General features: G+C 70.6%; 15 protein-coding genes. 11 read left to right on the top strand and 4 right to left on the bottom strand.

Annotation, left to right across the window (positions count from 1 at the left end; translation table 11 throughout):
- Positions 1-3 precede the first annotated feature (3 nt).
- A complete protein-coding gene (locus ACFVJQ_RS20285) occupies positions 4-1,431 on the top strand; it encodes an NAD(P)/FAD-dependent oxidoreductase (RefSeq protein WP_385512865.1) in 1,428 nt (475 codons plus the stop codon).
- Positions 1,432-1,450: 19 nt separating this feature from the next.
- On the opposite strand, the gene ACFVJQ_RS20280 is transcribed toward ACFVJQ_RS20285, so the two are convergent.
- Both ACFVJQ_RS20280 and gabT read right to left on the bottom strand, forming a co-directional pair.
- Positions 1,451-2,083 carry a phosphatase PAP2 family protein gene (locus ACFVJQ_RS20280; protein WP_385785600.1) on the bottom strand — a complete coding sequence of 211 codons (633 nt, stop codon included), beginning with the start codon at positions 2,081-2,083 and terminating at the stop codon, positions 1,451-1,453.
- Positions 2,084-2,583: 500 nt separating this feature from the next.
- A complete protein-coding gene (gene gabT, locus ACFVJQ_RS20275) occupies positions 2,584-3,918 on the bottom strand; it encodes a 4-aminobutyrate--2-oxoglutarate transaminase (RefSeq protein ID WP_385512864.1) in 1,335 nt (444 codons plus the stop codon).
- 285 nt (positions 3,919-4,203) lie between these two features.
- On the opposite strand from gabT, the gene ACFVJQ_RS20270 reads away from it, so the two are divergent.
- The 3 genes from ACFVJQ_RS20270 to ACFVJQ_RS20260 all read left to right on the top strand — a co-directional run bounded on the left by ACFVJQ_RS20270 (position 4,204) and on the right by ACFVJQ_RS20260 (position 9,632).
- Complete coding sequence (locus tag ACFVJQ_RS20270) at positions 4,204-6,330, top strand: ATP-binding protein (protein WP_385785597.1); 2,127 nt, start codon at positions 4,204-4,206, stop codon at positions 6,328-6,330.
- Between the two features lie 127 nt (positions 6,331-6,457).
- Positions 6,458-8,041: a PucR family transcriptional regulator gene (locus ACFVJQ_RS20265; RefSeq protein ID WP_385512862.1), complete on the top strand. Its 1,584-nt coding sequence runs from the start codon at positions 6,458-6,460 to the stop codon at positions 8,039-8,041.
- A gap of 145 nt (positions 8,042-8,186) precedes the next feature.
- Entirely contained in the window at positions 8,187-9,632 is a 1,446-nt protein-coding gene (locus tag ACFVJQ_RS20260; protein WP_385785594.1) for an aldehyde dehydrogenase family protein, read from the top strand.
- 85 nt (positions 9,633-9,717) lie between these two features.
- Here the strand turns inward: ACFVJQ_RS20260 and ACFVJQ_RS20255 are convergent, their stop codons facing one another.
- Positions 9,718-10,464, bottom strand: a complete 747-nt coding sequence (locus ACFVJQ_RS20255; RefSeq protein ID WP_385512860.1) for a hypothetical protein — start codon at positions 10,462-10,464, stop codon at positions 9,718-9,720.
- Positions 10,465-10,889: 425 nt separating this feature from the next.
- On the opposite strand from ACFVJQ_RS20255, the gene ACFVJQ_RS20250 reads away from it, so the two are divergent.
- Positions 10,890-11,627: a hypothetical protein gene (locus tag ACFVJQ_RS20250; protein ID WP_385785591.1), complete on the top strand. Its 738-nt coding sequence runs from the start codon at positions 10,890-10,892 to the stop codon at positions 11,625-11,627.
- Between the two features lie 129 nt (positions 11,628-11,756).
- Here ACFVJQ_RS20250 and ACFVJQ_RS20245 read toward each other — a convergent pair whose 3' ends face one another.
- Entirely contained in the window at positions 11,757-14,576 is a 2,820-nt protein-coding gene (locus ACFVJQ_RS20245) for a glycoside hydrolase family 3 C-terminal domain-containing protein (protein WP_385785588.1), read from the bottom strand.
- A 371-nt stretch (positions 14,577-14,947) separates the two neighbouring features.
- Here ACFVJQ_RS20245 and ACFVJQ_RS20240 point away from each other — a divergent pair, with 371 nt between their 5' ends.
- The 6 genes from ACFVJQ_RS20240 to ACFVJQ_RS20215 all read left to right on the top strand — a co-directional run bounded on the left by ACFVJQ_RS20240 (position 14,948) and on the right by ACFVJQ_RS20215 (position 25,121).
- The gene (locus ACFVJQ_RS20240; RefSeq protein WP_385785585.1) at positions 14,948-16,642 is read left to right on the top strand and encodes an extracellular solute-binding protein; all 1,695 of its coding nucleotides are present in this window, start codon (positions 14,948-14,950) and stop codon (positions 16,640-16,642) included.
- Positions 16,643-16,669: 27 nt separating this feature from the next.
- The gene (locus ACFVJQ_RS20235; protein ID WP_385785582.1) at positions 16,670-17,704 is read left to right on the top strand and encodes an ABC transporter permease; all 1,035 of its coding nucleotides are present in this window, start codon (positions 16,670-16,672) and stop codon (positions 17,702-17,704) included.
- A complete protein-coding gene (locus tag ACFVJQ_RS20230) occupies positions 17,701-18,636 on the top strand; it encodes a carbohydrate ABC transporter permease (protein WP_385785579.1) in 936 nt (311 codons plus the stop codon). The genes ACFVJQ_RS20235 and ACFVJQ_RS20230 overlap by 4 nt, the downstream gene beginning before the upstream one ends.
- 619 nt (positions 18,637-19,255) lie before the next feature.
- Positions 19,256-20,938, top strand: a complete 1,683-nt coding sequence (locus tag ACFVJQ_RS20225; protein WP_385785576.1) for a 1,4-beta-glucanase — start codon at positions 19,256-19,258, stop codon at positions 20,936-20,938.
- Positions 20,938-22,920 carry a beta-galactosidase gene (locus tag ACFVJQ_RS20220; protein ID WP_385785573.1) on the top strand — a complete coding sequence of 661 codons (1,983 nt, stop codon included), beginning with the start codon at positions 20,938-20,940 and terminating at the stop codon, positions 22,918-22,920. Before ACFVJQ_RS20225 ends, ACFVJQ_RS20220 begins: the two co-directional genes overlap by 1 nt.
- Positions 22,917-25,121 (top strand): glycoside hydrolase N-terminal domain-containing protein, encoded by a 2,205-nt coding sequence (locus tag ACFVJQ_RS20215; protein ID WP_385785570.1) that lies wholly within the window; start codon positions 22,917-22,919, stop codon positions 25,119-25,121. The genes ACFVJQ_RS20220 and ACFVJQ_RS20215 overlap by 4 nt, the downstream gene beginning before the upstream one ends.
- Positions 25,122-25,123 lie beyond the last annotated feature (2 nt).

Below are 25,123 nucleotides of genomic sequence, written 5' to 3'. Positions count from 1 at the left end.
ATCATGGCCCCAAGCGCCATGAGCCCCAGAGACAACTGGACGAAGTCCCTTTCCGAAGCCCAGCCGGTCCCGTACTGGCTGGACGACCCCGGCAGGCCCCACCCCGAGCCCGCCCTCACCGGCGCCGAGACCTGCGACCTGCTGGTCGTCGGCGGTGGATACAGCGGACTGTGGACCGCGCTCAACGCCAAGGAGCGCGACCCGCAGCGGGACGTGATCCTGCTGGAAGGCCGCGAGGTGGGCTGGGCCGCCTCCGGCCGCAACGGCGGCTTCTGCGCCGCCTCCCTCACCCACGGCCTGTCCAACGGCCTCACCCGCTGGCCCGACGAGATCCACAAGCTCCAGGAGCTGGGCGCCCGCAACCTCGACGAGATCGAGGCAGCCCTCGCCCGGCACGGAATCGACTGCGACTTCGAGCGTACCGGCGAGATCGACGTGGCGACCGAGACGTACCAGGCGTGGGAACTGCGCGACTGGTACGAGGAGATGGAGCGCAGGGGCCTCGCCGAGGACGTGGAGTTCCTGGACGCCGAAGCGGTGAGGGAACAAGTCGACTCACCGACCTTCCAGGCGGGCCTGTGGGACCGCCGCGGCGTGGCCATGCTCCACCCCGCCAAGCTCGCCTGGGGCCTGAAGCGGGCCTGCCGTGACCTCGGCGTACGCATCTACGAGCACACCCCTGCCCTCACCCTGAAGCCGTACGGCGCCGGCATGGCCGTACGCACCCCCTACGGCCAGGTCCGCGCCCGCAGGGTCGCCCTCGGCACGAACATCTTCCCCAGCCTGGTCAGGCGGGTGAGGTCGTACACCGTCCCCGTCTACGACTACGCGCTGATGACCGAGCCGCTCACCGCCGAACACCTCGCGTCGATCGGCTGGAAGAACCGACAGGGCCTCGGTGATTCGGCGAACCAGTTCCACTACTTCCGCCTCTCCGCCGACAACCGCATCCTCTGGGGCGGCTACGACGCGATCTACCCCTACGGCGGCCGCGTGCGCGCCGAGTACGACGACCGCCCGGAGACGTACGCCAAGCTCGCCGGGCACTTCTTCACCTGCTTCCCGCAGCTGGAGGGCGTCCGCTTCACCCACGCCTGGGGCGGCGCGATCGACACCTGCTCGCGCTTCTCGGCGTTCTTCGGCACCGCGCACGGCGGGAAGGTCGCGTACGCGGCGGGCTACACGGGCCTCGGTGTGGGCGCCACCCGCTTCGGGGCCGATGTGATGCTGGACCTGCTGGCAGGGGAGCGCACGGAGCGCACCGAGCTGGAAATGGTCCGCAAGAAGCCCCTCCCCTTCCCGCCGGAGCCCTTCGCATGGACCGGTATCGCCCTCACCAAGTGGTCGCTGGCCAGGGCCGACGCCCACGGCGGCCGGCGCAACCTGTGGCTGCGGACGATGGACCGGCTGGGCCTGGGCTTCGACAGCTGACCTGTGCTCCGGTTCGCCCTCAACCGGGAGTTCCAGCGGACGTTCGACGGCTGCTTCGGCCGACGAACATCACGAAGCCGCCGATCAGCAGCGCACCGAGGCACCAACTGGCCACGACGTCCAGTGGCCAGTGGTAGCCGCGCCGGACCAGCCCGTAGCCGACGCCGAGATTGACGGCGAGGCAGCAGAGCGCGAGCGCACGTCTGACGTACGTGCCGTGCAGCCAGGGGAGGAGGAGCAGGGCCGCACAGCCGTAGGCGACGGCTGCGGTCGCGGTGTGACCGGAGGGGTAGTAGCCGGTGGCGGGCGGGACGACCGGGGTGCCCGGGCGGTCGGTCAGCTCCTTGAGCGGGACGACGAGCGCCGGGACGAGCGCCATGAGGACTGCGGCTGCGACGCCCGGCAACCACCAGCGCACCACTCCCGCGCCCCGCGCCCGCCAGGTGGCGTACACCCCGGCGATCGCGAGAACGGGCACGGCCACCTGCACATTGCCCAGATCGGCGAGGAGTTCGGAGCACCGGTCGGGCTGGACGAGCACCCGACTGATCCGCTCGTCCAGCCCCACCAACGGCCCGTCGGTGACGACCTGCCAGGTGATCAGCGCGAAGAGCACGACGGGCAGGGCGAGCAGCAGAAGCACGGGAAGCACGGGGACAGCTTCGCAGGCGAGCGACCGGGTCCAGGAACCGCCGCCCGCGCAGGAGTACGCGCGCGTGCCCGCACCTCCAGCTGTCCAGACCACTGGCGTCGGAGGTTCCCTGCCCGGACACGCTGAAGGGCCGACGCAAAGGGGGGATGTGCGTCGGCCCTTCAAGGGCGTACCGCTCCCAGGCGGCCGTCCGGACCGGAACGTCGCGCGCCCCGGGGGGTCTGGGGCGGGCGACTGTCCGATCGGTGAGGAGACCCGGAGCCTTCAGGCACCGGTTGTGTGCGCGAGGGCACGACCAGGTCGAAGCTGGGGACGCCCCGGCCTGATGTCGCCCACAGTCCCCTGTGGGCGGGTGTATCTCTCATCTGGGTAGAACCTACGACAGGGGGTGCGGGTGCGACAGACGGAATCCCGTCCCGCCATCCACCTCGCACACGTTCTTCACACGCTCTGCCGTGGGGCAGCGGCCCCGGCGCCGGAATCGCGCCGGGGCGGAGGACTCAGATGCGGGTGAAGGCCTGCTCGATGATGTCGAGGCCCTCGTTCAGCAGGTCCTCGCCGATCACCAGCGGCGGCAGGAAGCGCAGCACGTTGCCGTAGGTGCCACAGGTCAGGACCAGCAGGCCCTCGGCGTGGCAGGCCTTGGCGAGAGCCGCGGTGGCCTCCGGGTTGGGCTCCTTGGTCGTACGGTCCTTGACCAGCTCGATGGCGATCATCGCGCCGCGGCCGCGGATGTCGCCGATGATGTCGAACTTCTCGGCCATGGCGGTGAGGCGGGCCTTCATGACCGCCTCGATGTTCTTCGCCCTGGCGTTGAGGTCGAGCTCCTTCATCGTCTCGATCGAGCCGAGCGCACCGGCGCAGGCGACCGGGTTGCCGCCGTACGTACCGCCCAGGCCGCCCGCGTGCGCGGCGTCCATGATCTCGGCGCGACCGGTGACGGCGGCCAGCGGCAGACCGCCCGCGATGCCCTTGGCGGTGGTGATCAGGTCCGGGACGATGCCCTCGTCCTCGCAGGCGAACCACTGACCGGTGCGGCAGAAGCCGGACTGGATCTCGTCGGCGACGAAGACGATGCCGTTGTCGGCGGCGAACTGGCGGATCGCGGGGAGGAAGCCCTTGGCCGGCTCGATGAAGCCGCCCTCGCCGAGCACCGGCTCGATGATGATCGCGGCAATGTTGTCCGCGCCGACCTGCTTGGACATCTGGTCGATGGCCTGCGCGGCGGCCTCCGGGCCGGCGTTCTCCGGGCCGGTCGGCCAGCGGTAGCCGTACGCCACCGGCACCCGGTAGACCTCGGGCGCGAACGGGCCGAAGCCGTGCTTGTACGGCATGTTCTTCGCGGTCAGCGCCATGGTGAGGTTCGTACGGCCGTGGTAGCCGTGGTCGAAGACGACGACGGCCTGGCGCTTGGTGTAGGCGCGCGCGATCTTGACGGCGTTCTCGACGGCCTCGGCGCCGGAGTTGAACAGGGCGGACTTCTTGGCGTGGTCACCGGGCGTCAGCTCGGCGAGGGCCTCGGCGACCTCGACGTACCCCTCGTACGGCGTGACCATGAAACAGGTGTGGGTGAAGTCGGCCAGCTGCGCACTCGCCCGGCGTACGACGGCCTCGGCGGACGCGCCCACGGAGGTCACGGCGATGCCGGAACCGAAGTCGATCAGCCGGTTGCCGTCGACGTCCTCGATGATGCCGCCGCCCGCCCGCGCGGTGAACACCGGCAGCACGGAGCCCACGCCCTGGGCGACCGCGGCGGTACGGCGGGCCTGCAGTTCCTGCGACTTCGGGCCGGGGATGGCGGTGACGACGCGGCGCTCCTGCGGGATTGCGGTCATGAGGGCTCCCTGATGATCTTGCGTACCGGGCATTCCGGGTGAACCAGAAGTTCCGGGTGGGGATTTTCGGACGCTTGCCTTCTTTCTTCGCAGGCTAGAGCCGCGGATCGGACCTGGGCATGCTCCATGTGGGCGTTGTCGCCGGAACGGGTTGTCCGTGGTGGACATAGCGCGGCGCGAACACATCACCGCAGGCCCGGCCGCGTAAGCGGTGAACTCCCCTTGGGAGGGCGTTAGATTGACTCGCTGATGGTGGACGGAGCGGCTGGTCAGGGGGCAGGAGCGATGGACAGCGACGGGACGCGGGACACGCGGGGCACGCATGCGAACCCGGTGCCCCGGCCGGCGATGTCGCCGGATCCGCCCGCGGTACCGCCGCGGCCGACACGTGCGCCGGGTGCGCCGGCGCAGCCGGACGGGTCGGCCTTCCTCGCGTGGCTGCGCACCGCGCGGCCGGAGGCGGCGCCCGGAGTCTGGCGGTTCGGGCATCAACCCCGGCCGGAGGAGGAGCCCGAGCAGATTCCGGCTCGGCAGCTGTTGACCGGGGCGTTGATCGCGTTTCTGGTCGGGTGGCTGATCTGGTCGCTGCTGTGGAACGGCTACCTCGGCGGCTGGTGGCTGCTGCCCCTGTACGCGATGATCCCCGACTCCTGGGCGCAGCCGCACAGCTTCGGCGCCGTCGTGGCCGTCTACGCCTACTACGTGATCATCGCGCTGATCATCATGATCGGCGTGGGCCGGCTCGGCCGGTGGAGCGAGATCTGGCGGCGCTACGGCCCGCCCGCCTGGCGCCGTACCCCCGACCCGGCGAGTCAGCGGCCGCCCGCCCCCGAACAGGACCCCGCCGAGTGGCCCGCGCTGCGCGCCGCCGGTGCCGTCGACGCCGCCGACCGGCTCGCCGCCGACGCCCGCACGGGGCTGATGCGGGACGTCGACCACGCCCGGATCGCCCGCGCCTGGCAGGGTGTACGCAGTGGCCGGCACAGCCTCGCCACCTTCACCGGCGCGGTCCTCAAGGACGGCGCCGCCGCCTGCCTGCACCCCTCCGGCGAACGCGACCTGCCGACCCGGCTCGCCCGCCACGACCTGCTCACCGGCCAGGTCCGGCTTGGTACGACCGCCGACGACGCGCGCAACCCGTACGCCTATCGCGGCACCGGCCTCGCCCTCGGCCCCGACCTGCTCGGCACCTCACTTCTCGCCGTCGGCCCGGCCGGCTCCGGCAAGACCGGCACCGTCGTGCGCCCGCTCGTTGAGTCGTTGTGCCTGCAGGCGCTCGCCGGCCGGGCCGCCGTCGTCGTGGTCGGTGCGGCGGGCGCGGGGCTCGGTCCGGCCGAGGCGTACGACGTCGTCGTACGGATCGGGAACCCGGAGTCCGTGTACGACCTCGACCTGTACGGCGGCACCACCGACCCCGACGAGGCCGCGGCCGTGCTGGCCGAGGCGCTGGTCGGGGACCTCGCCGACCCGCACCCGGGCAGCGACAGCCGCCGCTCCACGACGGTCCTGGCGCAGCTCCTGGGGCCGTTCCGCGCGGTCCACGACCGCTTCCCCTCCGTACCCGAGCTGCGGCAGCTGCTCGACGGCGCGCCCGGACCGCTCGCCGCACTGCGTACCGCCCTCCAGGACGCCGGGCAGGAGTCGCTGCTGCGGGAACTCGATGCGCGGGAGCGGCAGATGGGCCACCCGGGCGATGTGGGCGGGGTGCTGGCCGACCGGGTGGCGCTGCTCGACCGGCCCGCCTTCGCGGGTTTCTTCGACACGTCCGGGCAGTCGCGGCCGTTCTCGCTGAAGGCCCTTGACCACCCGGTGCGGGTGCGCATCGACCTGCCCGAGCGGGGCCATGCGGACGCCTCGCGGATGCTGGCGCGGCTGGTGCTGGCGCAGTTCACGGCGAGCGTGCCCGCACGGGAGGACCGGTCGCTGTTCGCCTGCCTGATCCTGGACGACGCGACGGGCGTGGTCACGCCGGAGGCCGTACGGGGCATCCAGCGGCTGCGGTCGGCGGGCGCGGGCGCCGTACTGACCCTGCGCACCCTCGACGACGTACCGCGCCCGCTGCGCGGCCCTCTGCTCGGTGCCACCGGATGCCGGGTGGCGCTGTCCGGCCTCACCCCCTGGGACGGGCAGGACTTCGCCGAGGTGTGGGGCAAGGAGTGGACGGAGACGCGGGACGTCACCGACCGGCAGATCATCGCCGAGACGCCGGCGGGCAAGGCCGTGCACATGCTGCGCCGGGTCATCACCGGGAAGGCGCCGACCGCGCGCGCGGTCACCGTCCGCCAGGTCGAGCGGGAGCGGTGGTCGGCGTCCGAGCTCGCGCACGGGGTGCCGCCGGGGCATGCGGTGCTGTCGCTGACGAACGTGAAGGGGGAGCACGCGCCGCCGCTGCTGGTGGATCTGCGCGACTGAGGTTTTCACGGGCAGCGGCACCGTACGGTGAGGCAGAATCGACACAGGCCGTTCATACGTGGCGGCCAAAAGATCACAACGATCAGCCGATCTCCCGAACACAACCGCAGACCGACCTGAAGGCCTCATGCCCCCGACGCTCGCCTCCCTCGTCCACCACTCCGCGCTCAAACTCACCGTGCGGGCGGGCGAGGACCGCCTCGACGTGCCCGTCCGCTGGGCGCACTCCAGCGAGCTCGCCGACCCCGTCCCGTACATGGAGGGCGGGGAACTGCTGCTGATCACCGCGCTGAAGCTGGACGCGGAGGACCCGGAGGCGATGCGCCGCTATGTGAAGCGGCTGGTCGGAGCGGGGGTCGTCGGGCTGGGCTTCGCCGTCGGGGTCAATTACGACGAGACGCCCAAGGCGCTCGTCGACGCGGCGGAGGAGGAGGGGCTGCCGCTCCTCGAAGTCCCCCGTCGCACACCCTTCCTCGCCATCACCAAGGCGGTGTCGGCCGCCATCGCCGCCGACCAGTACCGCGCGGTCACCGCGGGCTTCGCGGCCCAGCGGGAGCTCACCCGGCAGGCGCTCACCGACGGTCCGGAGGGGCTGCTCGCCGGGCTCGCCGCCCAGGTCGACGGGTGGGCGGCGCTGTTCGACGCCTCGGGTGCCGTCGTCGCCGCCGCGCCGGAGTGGGCCACCCGCCGGGCCGCCCGCCTCACCGCCGACGTGGAACGACTGCGCGAGCGCCCCGCGCCGGCGAGTGCCGTGGTCGGCGGCCCCGACCACGAGGACCGCGTCGAGCTGCACTCGATCGGCACCGGCCGCCGCCCGCGCGCCGCCCTCGCCGTCGGTACGGCCGCCGCCCTCGGCACCGCCGAGCGCTACGCCCTCCACTCGGCCATCGCCCTGCTCACCCTGACCACCGAGCGCTCCCGTTCCCTGCAGGCCGCCGAGCAGCGGATCGGCGCGGCCGTGCTGCGCATGCTGCTCGCCGGGCAGCCGGACCACGCCCGCGGCGTCGCCGGTGACCTGTACGGCGGCCTCCTCGACGCCCCCTTCCGGATCGTTGTGGCCGAGTGCCCGTCCGGGCAGGCGGGCCTCGCCGGGATCGCCGAGGCCGTGGAGGCGGCTGCGGCCCGGTCGGGGGAGGCGGTGCTGGTCGTTCCCGAAAGCGAGAGGGAGCGGCTGGTGGTGCTGGCCGCGGACGGGGGCGCGGCGGTCGCGGCCTGCGGGGAGTACGCGACGGGGCGGGAAGCGGCGCGGGCGGGGCAGGAACAGGCGGTGGGGGAGGAGGACGACCTGGTCGTCGGCCTGTCGGCGCCGGCCGGACCGATCGCCGCGGCCGCCGCGTACAAACAGGCCGAGCAGGCCCTGTCGGTCGCCCGGCGCCGGGGCCGGGTCCTCGTCGAGCACGAGCAGCTCGCGGCGGGCTCGGTTCTGCCGCTCCTCGCCGACGACGCGGTGCGCGCTTTCGCCGACGGTCTGCTCCGTGCCCTGCACGAGCACGACGCCACCGGCCGCGGCGATCTGGTCGCCTCCCTGCGGGCCTGGCTCTCCCGGCACGGCCAGTGGGACGCGGCCGCCGCCGACCTGGGCGTCCACCGGCACACCCTGCGCTACCGGATGCGGCGCGTGGAGGAGATCCTCGGCCGATCCCTGGACGATCCGGACGTACGGATGGAGCTGTGGCTGGCGCTGAAGGCGACGTCGTCCGAGTCCGCGTAGTCCCCGGAACCCCCGACCGGGCCAAACCGGCGTACCCACGTCCGCCACTGCTACGAATCGGACAAGCGCCCCCGCGCCCCCGCCGCCCTACCGTGGACGACGACATACAAGAGCACCACCAACGCGGAAGGGCACGGGCCACATCATGACCTCCACCCACGCCTTCTGGCTCGCCGGCCGTCAGGCCACCGGCGAGGACAGCTTCGACGTCACCTCCCCGTGGGACGGCCGCATCGTCGGCAAGGTCAGCGTGCCGACCGCGGGCCAGGTCGAGGAGGCCGTGGCCGCCGCGTACGCCGTACGGGACTCCTTCGCCGCCACCCCCGCCCACGTCCGCGCCGCCGCCCTGGACCACGTCAGCAAGCGCCTGGTCGAGCGCACCGAGGAGATCGCCCGGCTGATCTCCGCCGAGAACGGCAAGCCGATCAAGTGGGCCCGCGGCGAGGTCGGCCGCGCCGTGTCGGTCTTCCGGTTCGCGGCCGAGGAGGCCCGCCGCTTCAACGGCGGCGAGGCACAGCGCCTCGACACCGACGCCGGCGGCCAGGGCCGGCTGGCCCTCACCCGGCGCTTCCCGAAGGGCGTCGTCCTCGGCATCGCGCCGTTCAACTTCCCGCTCAACCTGTGCGCCCACAAGGTCGCCCCGGCCATCGCCGCCGGCGCGCCGATCATCCTGAAGCCGGCGCCCGCCACGCCGCTCTCCGGCCTGATCATCGGCGAGCTGCTCGCCGAGACCGACCTCCCGGCCGGCTCCTGGAGCATCCTCCCGGTCCCGAACGAGGCCATGCCCGCCCTGGTCCGGGACGAGCGCCTCCCGGTCATCTCCTTCACCGGTTCCGAGAAGGTCGGCTACGCGATCATGGACTCGGTGCCGCGCAAGCACTGCACCCTGGAACTGGGCGGCAACGGCGCCGCCGTCGTCCTCGCCGACTACGCCACCGACGAGGACCTCGACTGGGCGGCGAACCGCATCGCCACGTTCTCCAACTACCAGGGCGGCCAGTCCTGCATCTCGGTGCAGCGCGTGATCGCCGACGCGTCCGTGTACGACCGCCTGCTGCCGCGCATCGTCGCAGCGGTCGAGGCCCAGGTCACCGGCGACCCCTCCGACGACACGACGGACGTCGGCCCGCTGGTCAGCGAGGACGCCGCGAAGCGCGTGGAGTCCTGGGTCGACGAGGCGGTCCAGGCCAGCGCGAAGCTGCTCACCGGCGGCAAGCGCGACGGCGCCTCCTACGCGCCGACCGTCCTCACCGACGTACCGGCCGACGTCACGATCGCCTGCGAGGAGGTCTTCGGACCCGTCCTCACCGTGCAGAAGGTGGACGGCGAGACCGAGGCGTTCGCCGCCGCCAACGACTCCAAGTACGGCCTCCAGGCAGGCGTGTTCACCCACGACCTCCAGGCCGCCTTCCGCGCCCACCGCGCCCTCGAGGTCGGCGGCGTGATCATCGGCGACGTCCCCTCCTACCGCGCCGACCAGATGCCGTACGGCGGCGCCAAGCAGTCCGGCGTGGGCCGCGAGGGCGTGAAGTTCGCGATGGACGACTACACGTACGAGCGGGTGCTGGTCCTCACCGGTCTGGCACTCTGACGACATCCACAGTCCGACGGCCGGAGCCTGCTGTGCGGGGGCTCCGGCCGTTGTCGTACCCGCCCATTCCGATGCGCGGAAACCGTCAGGTGCCGTCGGCGGGATGGCCCGGGCGGGGGCGCATCAACCGCAGATCCTCGCCCCAGGCGTCCAACGTGGACCCATGGCCGGCGTCTCGAGCCACCACCTCAACCTGAGCGAAAAGCCGTCGCTGCACGTCCACGTCACCCGTGCCCGCAATCTGTCCGATCGTGGCCAGCAACACGCCCGTGTTCCATTCCGGCAGAGGGAACCTTTCCAGTTCCCACTCCAGGTACTTGTTGTAGGGGCGCGGACGACGATCGAGGGCGAACAACAGCTCCAGCAGGAAGCCGATGCTGTCGGCCGCATCGAGGCGTGCGGCGAGCAGGTGGCCGTCGCGGGCGTTCTTCACCGACCGATAGAGGGAGTTGGCATAGGCATCCAGCCAACCGGCTGCCGCTCGCGATGCCTCACCGACGTCGAGTCGCCCCTTGGCGGCGATGATCTTTGCGATCTCACCGTCAAGCCTGTCGAACAGGACGCGGCCCCGAGCGAGGGCATACCGCTCCCAACCACCAAGCCGACGGAAGCTGTTCACCGTCACGACCATGAGATCCAGCTCGGCGGAACGATGACCATCGAGACCGGTGAGGTCGGTGTTCGCGTCGTTGGCGAGGATGACGTAGACATCGTGATCGGACTGCTTGGTGGCCATGCCGTCGTGGGCCTGGGAGCCCTTGAGAACAAGCCCGACGACGTCCGGATCGGCGACGGCTCGGGCGACAAACGCCTCATAGGTCAGCGGCTGCACGTGGTGATCTCCAGTTGGTTTGACGGGTGAGCATGCCTTGCCGCCCTCGCCGTCACACCGACAGGAGGGGGCCGCTCCGTCTGCGGCGGCCATGGCGCCACCGCCCAGAAGATCAACGCACGTCCGGCACCCTACCCGGCCCTGGCAGTTACTGGCAGCCCCTTTTCTTCTGTGCAGCTACTGCTTTGCGGCGCAGTCGGTGAAGTGGGGGCCGGGCGTGAAGCAGCAGAGTCACAGCGCCTGGCGTCAGCCCTTCTCGCCCCATCGTGGCGCGGAGTGCGGTCCCGGTCCGGACGCGGGAGGCGTCCTCGACGAGGGTTCTGCCGCGCATGTGGTGGATCTTGTACTCGACACCCCGGTGCCCAGTCGCACGGCTTGCGCCGGTAGGGAACCGCGGCCCTGGGCGGGCTCGTGTCCTGATACGGGTGGGAGCGCACCCGGGCGAGGTCGGCGGGGGAATCATGCAGATCATCGAGGTGACCGGTTATGCCGTCCGATCTGCTGTGATCACCATGAGGCGGACAGGGACGCCACTTGAGTTCGTGATCTTCCCGATGCTGCATGTGGCTTCGCCGACGTTCTACTCCCAGGTCCGTATCAGGCTCAGGGAATGCGACCTCATAGTCCTCGAGGGAATCCGAGGGAAGTCGGTCGGAGTGAGCACCCTCACGCTCGCTTACCGGTTCACCCCACGTCGGCGGCGCAACGGCCTGCAGGAGCAGAGTGAGGAACTGCTGCTTCCCGGGGACGTGCCGGTTGTCAATCCGGATGTGACCGCGGCGGAAGCGATCGCGGACCTGAGGACACTGCCGCGGTGGACGTACGTGCTGCTCATGGTCGCAGCTCCGGTGCTGGGCCTGGTGTTCGCGTTGCGCGGTCCGCGCGCCTTCCTCGATGAGGACCTGGTGGTCGAGGATCTGCCGTCGACGCTGCGGGCGGAGATGATGGCCGACGATCCTGTGGAGCGCGCGATGACCGGTAGACGCGACCAGCGGTTGCTCGACGCGCTCGGCGAGATCCACGCGGAGCGTGGCGACGAGCCGATCCGGGTGGCCATCGTCTACGGGGCCGGCCACGTCCCGGCGATCGTGTCGGGGCTGTGGGAACGGTACGGGTACCGGCCGCGCGAAGCGGAGTGGCTCACCGTCCTTGTCCCGGCGTAGCCCCTGGCTAATGGGAACCATTTTCATATACAGTGGGACGGGACGACGCGAGCCCGCCGTCCCGAAGGGGCCCGGCACCGATGCCTTCCGGTGCCGGGCCCCTTCTCTGTGTCGGCCTGGTCCGGACCCTCAACCGGAGAAGCCGACGTGCGCGAGCCGTAGTGGGCCGCGCAGTCTGAGGTGGACGTCGTGTACGCCCTCGGCGACGATGCCGGCGTCCACGGTGGTGTAGTCATACGGCCCCGAGGGGGGCGTCTGCAGCGTGGCCAGGGTCGGTCCGCCGTCCAGGGACAGCTCGATCGTGCCCTCGCCCGCCACCTGCACGGATACCTCCGTCACGCCGGCCCCGAAGTCGCAGGCGCGGTAGATCAGTTCGCCGGTCCCGCCCGCCGCCGGCGTCACCGCGTCGCCGGATGTCTTCGTCCGGTCGACGATCGCGGTGCCGCTCTGCTCGTCGAAGTCGGCTGCGTCCAGGCCGAGTTCGGTGACCGAGCGTGGTGCGGCGGGCTCGCCGGTGAGCGTCACGGTCGTGTGAAGGCGGATGTCCTCGCTGGAGGCGCCGACCAGGATGTCGTACGGGCCGGGCTCCAGGCGCCACCGGCCGTGGGCGACGTCCCAGAACTCGAAGGCGGTCAGCGGCAGTTCGAAGGTCAGCGCCGCCGTCGCACCGGGAGCGAGCCTCACCCTCCGGTGCCCGAGCAGTTCGCGGCGCGGCCGGACCACCGACGGGTCGGCGGCACGCGCGTACAGCTGGGCGACCTCGTCGGCGGTCACGTCACCGGTGTTGGTGACGGTGAACGAGATGTGGGCGGTGTCGCCCTCGATGCTGGCCTGGACGTCCGCGTACGAGAAGGACGCGTACGACAGGCCGTGCCCGAAGGGGAACAGCGGTGTGCCCTCGAAGTAGAGGTACGTCTGCCGGCCGCCGATCACGTCGTAGTCGAGGAGGTCGGGCAGGTCGGCGTCGTCGGCGTACCAGGTCTGCGGCAGGCGTCCGGCGGGGGAGACGTCGCCGGCCAGGACGCGGGCGAGGGCGGTGCCCGCGGCCTGGCCGCCGTGCGCGGTCCACAGCACCGCAGGGAGATGGCCCGGGGCGATCGCGTACGGGTATGCGGAGACCAGCGTCAGCACCGTGCGCGGGTTGGCCGTGCGGGCGGCGCGCAGCAGGCGTTCCTGGTGGGCGGGCAGTCGTAGCGTCGTGCGGTCCTCCGTCTCACGGCCGTTGAGGTGCGGGTCGTTGCCCGCGACGACCACGACCACGTCCGCCGCCGCGGCGACCCGCGCCACCGCGTCCTCGCCGCGCTCGACGACGACCAGTTCGAAGATCTCCGGGTTCTCCTCGGCAACCTTCACGCCGTCGGCGGCGACAGAGACGGGGTGGCCCGTGCCCAGGTGCCTGAGGAGGTGACCGTTCTCGTGGGGTTCCAGGCGGAATGTCTCCTGGACGATCCAGCCGCCGGGCTGGTCGGCGGAGGCGCGCAGGTAGCCGTCCTCCGCGACGGAGAGATAGCGGCCGTCCGGTGCGCGCAGGGTGAGGATGTCCTCGCCCCAGTCGACGAGAGCGAACTCCGTGCCGGTGGCGTCGGTGGTCAGCGGCGGAAGGTCGGTGCGGCCGGCGAGCAGCGCCGGGTCGAGCGCCCCCTCGGCGCCGCGGACCTGGTCGTCGGTGTCCTCGGCGGGCGGCACGTGGAGGAAGGTGCCGTCGCCCGTTCTGAGCAGCACCCGGTCCACGCCCTCCGCGAACTGCACCCGCTCGGCGCCGAACCGCTCGTACAGGCCCTCCAGAGGTGTGGACCGGTGCAGGAGGGTGCCGCTGTACCAGTCGAGCTTGCACTCGTCGGCGAGCAGACCGACGACCGCGATGCGGGTGTCGGGGGCGAGCGGGAGCAGACCGTCGTTCCGAAGCAGGACGATCGCCTGCTCGGCGGCCTCCTGGGCGAGCGCGCGGTGCTCCGGGGTGTCGAAGGCGCCGGTTTCGTCGTATCCGTCGAACTCGCCGAGCCGGAAGCGGACCGAGAGCTGGCGGCGGACGGCAGAATCGATGTCGGCCTCGGTCAACAGTCCCTGAGCCAGGGCGCCTTGGACGCGCGCGACGATCTTCGTGCTGTCCGTGCCGTGGTCGGTGAAGCTGTCCACGCCGGCGAGCAGCGCGGCAGCGGTCGCCTCCTCGTGCGTGTCGTAGTAGTGCTCGAAGTCGACCAGGTTGGAGGGCGCGCCCGCGTCCGAGCAGACCAGCAGGTCCTCGTCGGTCCAGGTGCGCAGGTGCTCGCGCAGATAGGGCGAGACGTGGTTCGGGCGGCCGTTGACCAGGTTGTACGCCGGCATCACCCCGGCCACCGCGCCCGCCTCGACGGTCTCACGGAAGGCACGCAGGTCGTACTCGTGCAGCACGCGCGGGCGGACGGACGACGACGAAGTGGCCCGGTCCGTCTCGTTGTTGTGCGCGAGCCAGTGTTTGAGGACGGGCGCGGTGCGCCAGTACGTGGGGTGGTCGCCGCGCAGGCCGAGGGTGTAGGCGGTGGCGATCGCCGAGGTCAGCTTGGGGTCCTCGGAGTAGCCTTCCTCGTTACGGCCCCACAGCGGGTGGCGCAGCAGATTCACCGTCGGCGACCAGACGTTGAGGCCGACCCGCTCGTCCCGGGCACGCATCGCGCGCACCTCCTTGGACACCGCGTCGCCGACCCGGCGTACGAGGTCCGGATTCCAGGTCGCGCCCAGGCCCACCGCCTGTGGGAACACCGTCGCCGGGCCCATCCAGGCAACTCCGTGCAGCGCCTCCTGCCCGGTGCGGAAGGCTGCGATGCCGAGCCGTTCGACGGCGGGCGCGAACTGGTGCAGGAAGGAGACCTTTTCGTCGAGGGTGAGCCGCGACAGCAGATCGTCGATGCGCTTCGCGAACGGCAGGTGCGGATCGCGGAAAGGCGGCGTAGGCGGCGTTTGTGCGGTCACGTGGGGTTCCCCTTGCGATGGAGCGGCGAGGCGCTTTCGAAGCGCTTCGATGCTCATTCGGCGTACGGGTGGGTGTCAAGACACCTCGGGGCAACAACTCCGGCTCCCCGTCGACATTGCATGGCGCATATGAGGTCGGTTCGATACCCCAAACCTCGGAGGAATGTTGGGAGCGGACCCTTGTGCACCCCCGGGTGTTCACTTAACCTCGCAGCAACATCGAAGCGCTTCGACGACGAGGTCCCTGCCGCCGGGAGGGCGCATTCCTCGGCATTCGTCGGGGCACCGCTTCAGCTCAGCCAGTTCCACTCGAGACACCGCAGCCGACGGCCACCGCCGGGTGTCCTGGTGCGCCACGAAGGGTTGACGCAATGACGCCGAACGCCGCTTCCGCCTCCTCCGCGCCGAGCCGGAGAAACTTCCTCGCCTCCACGGCGGTCGCCGCCGTCGCGGTGGGCGGGGGAATGCCGCTGCTGGCCGCCTGTGGCGGTTCGGGCGGCGGGTCGCGTGAGGGAACCACGTCGGGCAAGGACGCCAAGAAGCTGCTGCCGGCGTACGTGGCCAGCAACGTGGTGGCGCCGGACATCCCGTCGAAGAACGGTTCGTCGATGGGCTTCACCGCCAAGCTGGACGTCGCCACCCTCAAGACCTCGGTCCCGAAGAAGCTCGGCAAGGGCGGCAAGGTCACCATCATGTCGCCGTTCTGGGGCTCGCCGCCGAAGGGGAACAACCCCTACTACACGTCGATGAACGACCTGATCGGCGTCGACGTCCAGTGGCGGAACCAGGACGGCAACATCTACGACCAGAAACTCGGCGCGGTCCTCGCCTCCAGCGACGTGCCGGACGTGGTGGTCGTCCCCGGCTGGAACATGATGGGCAAGATACCCAGCGCCATCATCGGCAAGTTCGCCGACCTCGGCCCGTACCTGTCCGGGGACAAGGTCAAGGAGTACCCCAACCTCGCGGCGATCCCCAGCGACGCCTGGCAGCGCTCCATCTTCGGCGGCAAGCTGATGGGCCTGCCGATGCCTGCCTCGTCGGTCCCGAACATCGTGCCCCTCTACCGGCAGGACATCTTCGACAAGGAGGGCTACGAAATCCCGCGCTCCGCCGACGAGTTCATGGCCCTGTGCAAGGAGATCACCAACGCCAGAGCCAAGCGGTGGGCCTGCGGTGACATGAAGTGGACCGCGTTCGGCAACTTCGGCGTGCTCGGGGGCGGTGAGAAGCCGCTCTGGTGGAACATGGTCGACGGCAAGCTGATCAACCGCATCGAGACCCCGGAGTACCTGGAAGCCATCGAGTGGACGCGCAAGCTGTTCGCCGCCGGAGTCGTCCACCCCAACTTCAAGCTGGGCAAGAGCCAGATCGCCGACCCGGCCCCCAAGTTCGCCGCCGGCGAGTTCCTGATCTGGAACAACAACATCGTCAACTGGTACGCGCAGCAGGCCTCCCTGGCCACCCAGAACCCCGACGTCAAGGTCTGGGGCATGGACATCTGGGGCCACGACGGTGGTGACCCGACGCTGTACGCCCAGAATCCGGCCGGCATCTTCGCCTTCGTCAACAAGAAGGCCTCCGAGTCCGTCATCCGCGACGTGCTGGCGGTCGCCAACGTCACCGCGGCGCCGTACGGCACCAAGGAGTGGATGATGACCAACTACGGCGTCGAGGGCACGCACTACACGATCAAGGACGGCGTCCCCGTCAAGAACGACAAGGGCAACAACGAGGTCGTCAACGCCTATGTGATGGTCGCGAGTCCCGCCGCGACCACCGCCCACCCCGACCTCCCGGACTACACCAAGGCCATGGTCGAGTGGGAGCAGCGGATGGGCGCCTTCACCAAGAAGTCGTCCTTCTGGGGCCTGCAGATCACCGAGCCCTCCCGCTACACCAACCTCGTCAACGACTTCGAGCAGCTCGAGGACGACATCATCCGCGGCCACAAGAAGATCAGCGACATGCAGCAGGCCGTCTCCGACTGGAAGAGCAAGGGCGGCGACAAGCTGCGCGACTGGTACAAGAAGCTCCTCGACGAGAACGGCTCGGCGGCGAACTGACCAGGCTCTGAGGCAAGGAGAACGGCCGTGTCCCACAGCACGGTGCCTCGGAGCAGTGCCGAGGCCAGTACGCCGGTGAAGACCCCGGTGGCGTCCGCTGACGCCACCGGGGCCCAGAAGGAACGAGGTTCGGGCAAGCTGAGCCTCCGGCACAGGTTCAGACGCGACCGCGTCCTGATCCTCATGACGCTGCCGGCCATCGTGCTGGTCCTGGTCTTCAACTACCTGCCCATCCTCGGCAACGTCGTCGCCTTCCAGGACTACGACCCCTACATCAGCGACAACGGCATCGTCTCCATCCTGAACAGCCCCTTCGTGGGCCTGGAGAACTTCCAGCGGATCTTCGAGGACTCGGCCTTCTGGAACGCCGTCGAGAACACGCTGGTGCTGTTCTTCGTCCAGCTCGTGCTGTTCTTCCCGATCCCGATCCTGCTCGCGCTGCTCATCAACAGCGTGGTCCGGCCCCGGGTGCGGGCCCTCGCGCAGGCGGTTCTCTACCTGCCGCACTTCTTCTCGTGGGTGCTGGTCATCGCCGTCTTCCAGCAGATGTTCGGCGGCGCGGGGATGCTCTCCCAGCTGCTCAGGCAGAACGGGTACGACGGCATCAACATCATGACCAACCCGGACACCTTCCCCTTCCTGCTCACCGCCCAGAGCGTGTGGAAGGACGCCGGGTGGGGGATCATCGTCTTCCTCGCCGCGCTGGCCTCGGTTCCTCAGGACCACTACGAGGCCGCCGCGATGGACGGCGCCGGACGCTGGCGCCGCATGTGGCACGTCACGCTTCCCGCCCTGCGCCCGGTGATCGCCCTCCTCCTCGTGCTGCGCGTCGGCGACGCCCTGACCGTCGGGTTCGAACAGATCCTGCTGCAACGCGACGGCGTCGGACCGGACGCGGGAGAGGTCCTCGACACCTTCGTGTGGTGGAACGGCGTGCGCAACCAGGACTTCGGCTACGCGGCCGCCGCCGGCCTGATCAAGGGCGTGGTCAGCATCGGCCTGGTCCTCGCCGCGAACAAAGTGGCCCATCTCATGGGCGAGCAGGGGGTGTACAAGAAGTGACCGCCGTCATCGACAAGCCGGTCAGCAAGCCCCGCTGGTGGGCGGCGCCGCCTCGGCCGGCGTGGGAGGAGCCGCCTTCCAAGGCCGGGCTCGCGGGCAAGGGGCTTGTCCTGACGTTCGCCTGCCTCGCGGTTCTCTTTCCGCTGTGGATCGTCGTCGTCACCAGTCTCTCGTCGCGCAAGACGATCGATGAGGCGGGCGGCCTGGTCATGGTGCCCAAGGGCATCACCTTCATCGCCTACCAGGAGCTGCTCAGCGGCGGCCAGGTCACCCGCGCCGCGATCATCAGCATCCTGGTCACCCTGGTCGGCACGCTGTTCTCGATGGCGGTGTCCGTCCTGTGCGCCTACGGCCTGTCCCGTAGCGGGTCCCTCGGCCACCGCTGGATCCTGATGACGCTGCTGGCGACCATGTTCTTCAGCGCCGGCCTCATCCCCACCTACCTGCTGGTGCAGTCCCTCAGTCTGACGGACAGCTATCTCGCGCTGATCCTGCCGAGCGCGATCAGCGTCTTCAACATCCTGGTGCTGCGCGGCTTCTTCATGGGGATCTCGCAGGAACTCATCGACAGCGCGCGCATCGACGGAGCCGGGGACTTCCGGATCCTCTGGCGGATCGTCATGCCGCTGTCACGAGCGGTTCTCGCGGTGATCACGCTGTTCTACGCCGTCGGGTACTGGAGCGCCTGGTTCAACGCGTCGCTCTACCTGAACGACCAGGACATGATGCCGTTGCAGAACGTCATGATCCAGCTCGTCCAGCGGCAGGAAGCGCCGGTCGGTCTGAGCCAGGCCATCAGGACAGGTCAACTGTCGGGGCTGGCCATTCAGATGGCGGTCATGGTGATGGCTCTGCTGCCAGTGGCTGTGCTGTCACCCTTCGTCCAGAAGCACTTCAAGAAAGGCATGCTCACCGGAGCGGTCAAGGGCTGAAGCCCGAGCGGGTGGGGTTCGGGGAGCTGCGGTTGTGTTCTGGCTGCGGGTTGTTCGTGGTTGATCGCGCAGTTCCCCGCGCCCCTAAGGTCTCTCCCCTCCCCCAATCTGCAGAACGAGGTATGTCATGTGCACGTCCCGCCCCAGCGGGCGAACGGTCCTTGCCGGTACCGCGGTCGCCGCGCTCACTACCGTCTGGGTCATCGAGGACTGCGCGCATGTGTCCGGGGCCGAAGCCACGACGGCCCCGGACACATGCGCCTATGGCACGCTGATCTGCCGCTGGCGTAACGCCGTCATCGTCGGCAACGGAACCGGCGTGCTGTTCCACCGTTCCTTGGCGGTGAGCAGGAAGCCCACTCACTGGCACGCCCCGAACGGTCTTGGGCGCACTGGTCGTCCGCTTTCGCATCCCGGGCGGCGACACGGATCGCGTCCGTGGTCCGAGCCGGGTGGGCAGAGTCCCTCACGACCTGGCCATGTGGACGCGGCCAGAGGCGACGGGGAGGCCCTGAACCATCTCGCTGGTGGAGCAGGGGCCCCGCACGCTGACACCGCACCCGGCGTCCCAGATCGCACGGTCACGGTATCCCGAGCCTTGCTTGGCGCCCCAAGGCAGATGGCTGACTGTCACACGATTGAGCGAAGCCGTCCTGAACGAGGCGCCGCCTCAGCAGCCTTGAGCTCCTTCCCGGCCATCCCCAGCGCCACCGGCCAGGGCGTCACTCTGCTCGTCGCGGCCGAGCGGGCCGTCTACGCCGGCTGGGGTGACGGGGACGGGACCTCGCCCCACCTCTACCGGACCACCGACGGCACCACCTGGCACCCCGTTCCCGGACAGCCCACCGGCACGCACGCCAAGGTCCCGATCCATGCCGCCTACGACCGCCACACCCGCGCGCTGTACGTGACGTACGCCAACGCCCCCGGCCCCAACGGCCAGTCCGACGGCAGTGTGCACAAGCTGGCCACCGTGACCGGCACGTGGACCGACGTCACGCCGGTGAAGCCGGGTGGCACCGCCCCCGACGGCGGCACGGACGCCTTCGGCTACGGCGGCGTCGCCGTCGACGCCCGTCGCCCCGGGACCGTCGTCGTGTCGACCAACAACCGCTGGGCCGCCGTCGACACGCTCTACCGTTCCACGGACGGCGGTCGCACCTGGACGTCCCTCAAGGACTCCGCTGTGTTCGACGTATCCGAGACTCCTTACCTCAAGTGGGGTGCTGACGAGCCGAAGTTCGGCTGGTGGATCCAGGCGCTCGCCGTCGACCCGTACGACTCGCTCCACATCGTCTACGGCACCGGCGCCACCCTCTACGGCACCCATGACCTGAGGCACTGGGCCCCGCAGATCCGCGGTCTGGAGGAGACGTCCGTGCGCCAGCTGATCTCGCCCCCGGTCGGAGAGGCGCATCTGATCAGCGGCTCCGGGGACATCGGGGTGATGTACCACGAGCGGCTCACGGCGTCCCCCTCCCGCGGCATGGCGACGAACCCCGTGTTCGGGTCGGCGACGGGACTCGCGCAGGCCGCGGGCAGGCCGGCGTACGTCGTGCGCACCGGGTGGGGCGATCACGGCAACGGTGCCTACTCGAACGACGGGGGCCGGACCTGGGCGCCCTTCAAGGCCCAGCCCGACATCGCCAAGAGCGCACCGGGGCCGATCGCCACCAACGCCGACGGCAGCGTGCTGCTGTGGTCCTTCGTGCACTGGGACGGCACGAAGTACGCAGCCCACCGATCCGCCGACAACGGCGCGACCTGGTCCGAGGTCTCCTCCTTCCCGAAGGGCGCCACGCCGGTCGCCGACCCGGCCGACCCGACGCTCTTCTACGCGTACGACACCGACACTGGAACGCTATACGCCAGCACTGACAGTGGCCGTTCCTTCACCCCCCGTGCAACGGGACTGCCGTCCGGGGACAGCCAGTTCAAGATCGCTGTCGCGCCCGGCCGTAGTGGCGACCTGTGGCTCTCCGCCAAATGGAACGGCCTGCATCGCTCCACCGACGGGGGCGTCACCTTCACCAAGGTCGACAGCTGCTGGGCCTCGTACACCGTCGGCTTCGGCAAGGCCGCCGACGGCGCCGACTACCCCGCGATCTACCAGATGGGCTCCACCGAGGCCATCACGGCCGTCTACCGCTCCGACGACGAGGCGAAGACCTGGGTGCGGATCAACGACGACGCCCACCAGTGGGGCTGGACCGGCGAAGCCATCACCGGCGACCCGCGCATCCACGGTCGCGTCTACCTCGCCACCAACGGGCGCGGAATCCAGTACGGGGAGCCCCTCTGATGCCGACCCGGAAAGGCCCCGCGCTCACCGACGCCACCCGCGGCCGCATCCTCTTCGGCGGCGACTACAACCCCGAGCAGTGGCCCGAGGAGAGCTGGCTCGAGGACGTCCGCCTGATGAAGGACGCCGGCGTCAACTCCGTCACCCTCGGCGTCTTCTCCTGGGCGAAGCTCGAACCCGCCCCCGGACAGCGCGACTTCGCCTGGCTCGACCGCCTGATGGACCTGATGCACGATGCGGACATCGGCGTCGTCCTCGCCACCCCCACCGCCTCACCACCCCCCTGGCTTGGCAGGCTCCACCCGGACACCCTGCCCCGCGACGCCGACGGCCGCGTCGAGCACTGGGGCGGCCGCCAGCACTTCTCCCACTCCAGCGCCACCTACCGCCGCCACGCCGCCGCCATCACCGAGGACCTCGCCGCCCGCTACGGCGCCCACCCCGCCCTCACGATGTGGCACATCAACAACGAGTACTGCACCTCCGACTACGGCGACGAGGCCGCCGAACGCTTCCGCCGCTGGCTCCAGGACAGATACGGCACCCTCGACGCCCTCAACACCGCCTGGGGCACCGCCTTCTGGAGCCAGGGCTACGACACCTGGTCCGGCATCCTGCCCCCGCGTCACGCGCACTATCTGAAGAACCCCACCCAGGTGCTCGACTTCCGGCGCTTCACCTCCGACATGCTCCTGGAGTGCTACGTCGCCGAGCGGGACATCGTCCGCCGGCACTCCCCGCACATCCCGGTCACCAGCAATTTCATGCCGCTGTGGATCGGCCAGGACGCCTGGCGCTGGGCCGAGGAGGAGGACGTCGTCTCCGTCGACCTCTACCCGGACCCGCGGGACCCGCTCGGCGCACAACAGGGCGCGCTGGTCCAGGACATGACCCGCTCCCAGGCGCGCGGCCCCTGGATGCTGATGGAGCAGGCGGCCGGTCCTGTCAACTGGCGTGGTGTGAACCACCCCAAGCCGCGTGGCCTCAACCGGCTCTGGTCCCTCCAGGCGGTTGCGCGCGGTGCGGACGCCGTCTGCTACTTCCAGTGGCGGCAGTCCCGGCAGGGCGCGGAGAAGTTCCACTCCGGGATGGTCAGTCACGCGGGGGAGCAGGGCCGTACCTTCCAGGAGGTCAAGCAGCTCGGCGCCGAGCTCGCGAAGATCGGTGCCGAGGTGACGGGGAGTCATCTGGAAGCCGATGTCGCGATCCTGCACGACTGGCACTCCTGGTGGGCCGGCGCCCAGGAGGGCCGCCTCTCGACCGAGGTCGACCACCCGGCCGTCCTGGGCGCCTGGCACCGCGCCCTCTGGGAGGCGCACCTCACCACCGACTTCGCCCATCCCGAGCACGACCTGTCCGGCTACCGCCTCGTCGTCGTCCCGCAGCTCTATCTCCTCACCGACCCGGCGATCGAGAACCTCCTGACGTACGTCCGCGGGGGCGGCACCCTCGTCTGCGGCTTCCTGACCGGTGTCGCCGACGAGGACGACCGGGTGCGGCCGGGCGGTATGGACGGCCGGCTGCGCGAGCTGTTCGGCATCCGCACCCTGCACGAGTGGTGGCCGCTGGACGCGGGGGAGACCGTCGAGTGCGACGGCTTCCGCGGCATGCTCTGGTCGGAGGAGATCGAAGCGGCGACGGACGCCGACGAGACGATCCCCTACAAGGGCGGCGAACTCGACGGGCTGCCCGCCGTCCTGCGCAGGGGCAGCGCCTGGTACGTCTCCACGCTTCCGGAGCCGGACGCCCTGAAGGGCCTGCTCACCCGCGCCGCCGCCGAGGCCGGCGCCCGCCCGGTCGTCGAGGGCCTCCCCGCCGGGGTCGAGGCGGTACGCCGCGGTGAGCTGCTCTTCGTGCTCAACCACGGGCGTGAGCCGGTCACCGTCCCCGTCCCGGGCACCCTGCACGACCTGCTCACCGACACGTCGGTCACCGGCGAGGTCCGCCTGGACCGCTACGGAGTGGCGGTGCTGAAGCCATGACACGGTCCGGCCCCGTCCACGGCACCTGGGAACCGCACCCGGCCGCCCGCTGGGAGGACGCCTTCCTGAGTGGCAACGGCCACCACGGCGTCCTCGCGTTCGGAGATCCGAACGACGACCGTGTCATCGTCACCCACCACACCCTCGTACGCCCCAACGGCGGCGAACACGCCCGACCTCCGCACCTGGCCGCCGACCTCCCCGCCCTCCAGGACCGTCTGCTCGCTGGTGACCTCACCGCGGCGGAGGGCTTCACGGACGGACGGCCGCTGCAGTGGGTGCAGCCCTTCCATCCCGCCTTCCAGCTACGGCTGCGCAGACCGGCCGGGGACGCGCACGACTACCGGCGGCATGTCGACTTCACCACCGGCGAGGTCACCGCCCGCAGCTACGACTGGACCAGCCGTGTCTTCGTCTCCCGCGCCGACGACGTGATCGTCCAGCAGATCGCGGGCCCGGGACTCACGCTCGACATCCACCAGGACCACCAACTCCCGGGCGCACCGGCCGCACTGGCCCTCAGCCACGGCTCCCTCCTCACCCCCGAGGGCGCCGCACTGACTCTGCGCGCGGGCTACCCGGGCAGCGACCGCGCGTACACCGGAGTGACCCTGGTCGCCGTCACGGGCGGCACGGCGACCCTGGTCCCGCCCGGGGTGCTCGTGGAGGGAGCCGAGTCCGTGCTGCTCCTCACCCGGGTGCGCCGGCACACCGGCGAGCTGGACGTGGTGGAAGAGACCCGGGCTCTGCGTGAGCTCCTCACCGAGCAGCCGTACGACGATCTCCTCGACCGCCACGTGCGCCTCCACCGCACCGCCTACACCCGCGTCACCCTCGACCTGGCCGCCGACCCGGCCGACCGCGCCCTCCCCGGCTCCGAGCTGCTCGAACGCCCGCAGAGCCCGGCCCTCCTCGAACGCCTCTTCGCAGCCGGCCGCTACCACCTGCTCTCCTCCAGCGGCCTGAACCCGCCCCGTCTCACCGGCCTGTGGACCGGCGACTGGAACACGGCCTGGTCCGGCGCCTTCACCACCAACGCCAACCTCAACCTCCAGACCGCGTCCGCCGCCTCAGCCGCGCTCCCCGAAGTGACGGAAGCCCTGGCATCCCTGATCCAGCGTCAGCTTCCCGACTGGCGGGAGAACGCCCGCGCGATCTACGGCGCCCGAGGCGTCGTAGCGCCCACGCACACCGACGGCGAGTCCGGTTTCACGTACCACTACAGCCGCGAATACCCCCTCCATCTGTGGACCGCCGGCGCCGACTGGCTGCTCAAGCCCCTCGTCGACCACGACGAGACCCGCGGCGAACGCGATCCCCGTACCGCCGCCGTCCTCGCCGAAGTCGCCCGGTTCTACGAGGACTTCCTGACCCGAACTGACGCCGACGGCCATCTGGTCGTCGTCCCGTCCTACTCGCCCGAGAACCGCCCCGCAGGCACGAGCTGGGGCTCGGTCAACGCCGCCATGGACCTCTCCGCGGCCCGGCACGCCCTCCTCACGGCGGCCGAGTACCACCCCGGACAGGCCACGCGTTGGCGCGCTCTCGCCGACCGCCTCCCGCCGCACCGCGTCAACGCCGACGGAGCCCTCGCCGAATGGGCCCGGCCCGGCCTGGAGGACACCTACGACCACCGTCACCTCAGCCACCTCTACGGCGTCTGGCCGCTCGACGAGATCGACCCGTACGACACCCCCGGCCTGGCGGCCGCCGCCCACCGGGCGCTGGAGTTGCGCGGTGCCGAGAACGACTCGGCGCACGGCCATCTGCACCACGCCCTGATCGCGGCCCGGCTGCGGGACAGCGAGCGGGTCGCGGGGGCGCTCGCGAGTGTCCTGGACGGCGACTTCTTCCACGCCTCCCTGATGAGCGCCCACTACCCCCACCGGAACGTCTACAACGCGGCCGCCGCCCATGCCCTCCCGGCGGTGCTCATCGAGATGCTCGTGCAGTCGACGCCCGACCGGCTGGTCCTGCTTCCCGCGCTGCCGGCCGGCCTCCCGGCGGGCGAACTCCGGGGAATCCGCACCCGGTTCGGCGCCGAGCTCGACCTCACCTGGAGCCCGGACGACGCCACCGCCGTCCTGCGGCCCACCCGCACCCACCGCATCGAAGTCAGGACTTCCTCCGGCGCGCAGCCGCTCGACCTCGTCGCCGGAGAGGCCTGCGTCCTCACCCTGGGGGCGCAGGAGACCCTGTAATC

It is taken from the genome of Streptomyces sp. NPDC127197 (genome assembly GCF_042672405.1).
In the GTDB taxonomy this organism is placed as follows: Bacteria; Actinomycetota; Actinomycetes; order Streptomycetales; family Streptomycetaceae; genus Streptomyces; species Streptomyces flavusporus.
The sequence above is the reverse complement of the archived record's forward strand: the minus strand, read 5'-3'. Positions and strand labels throughout refer to the sequence as shown.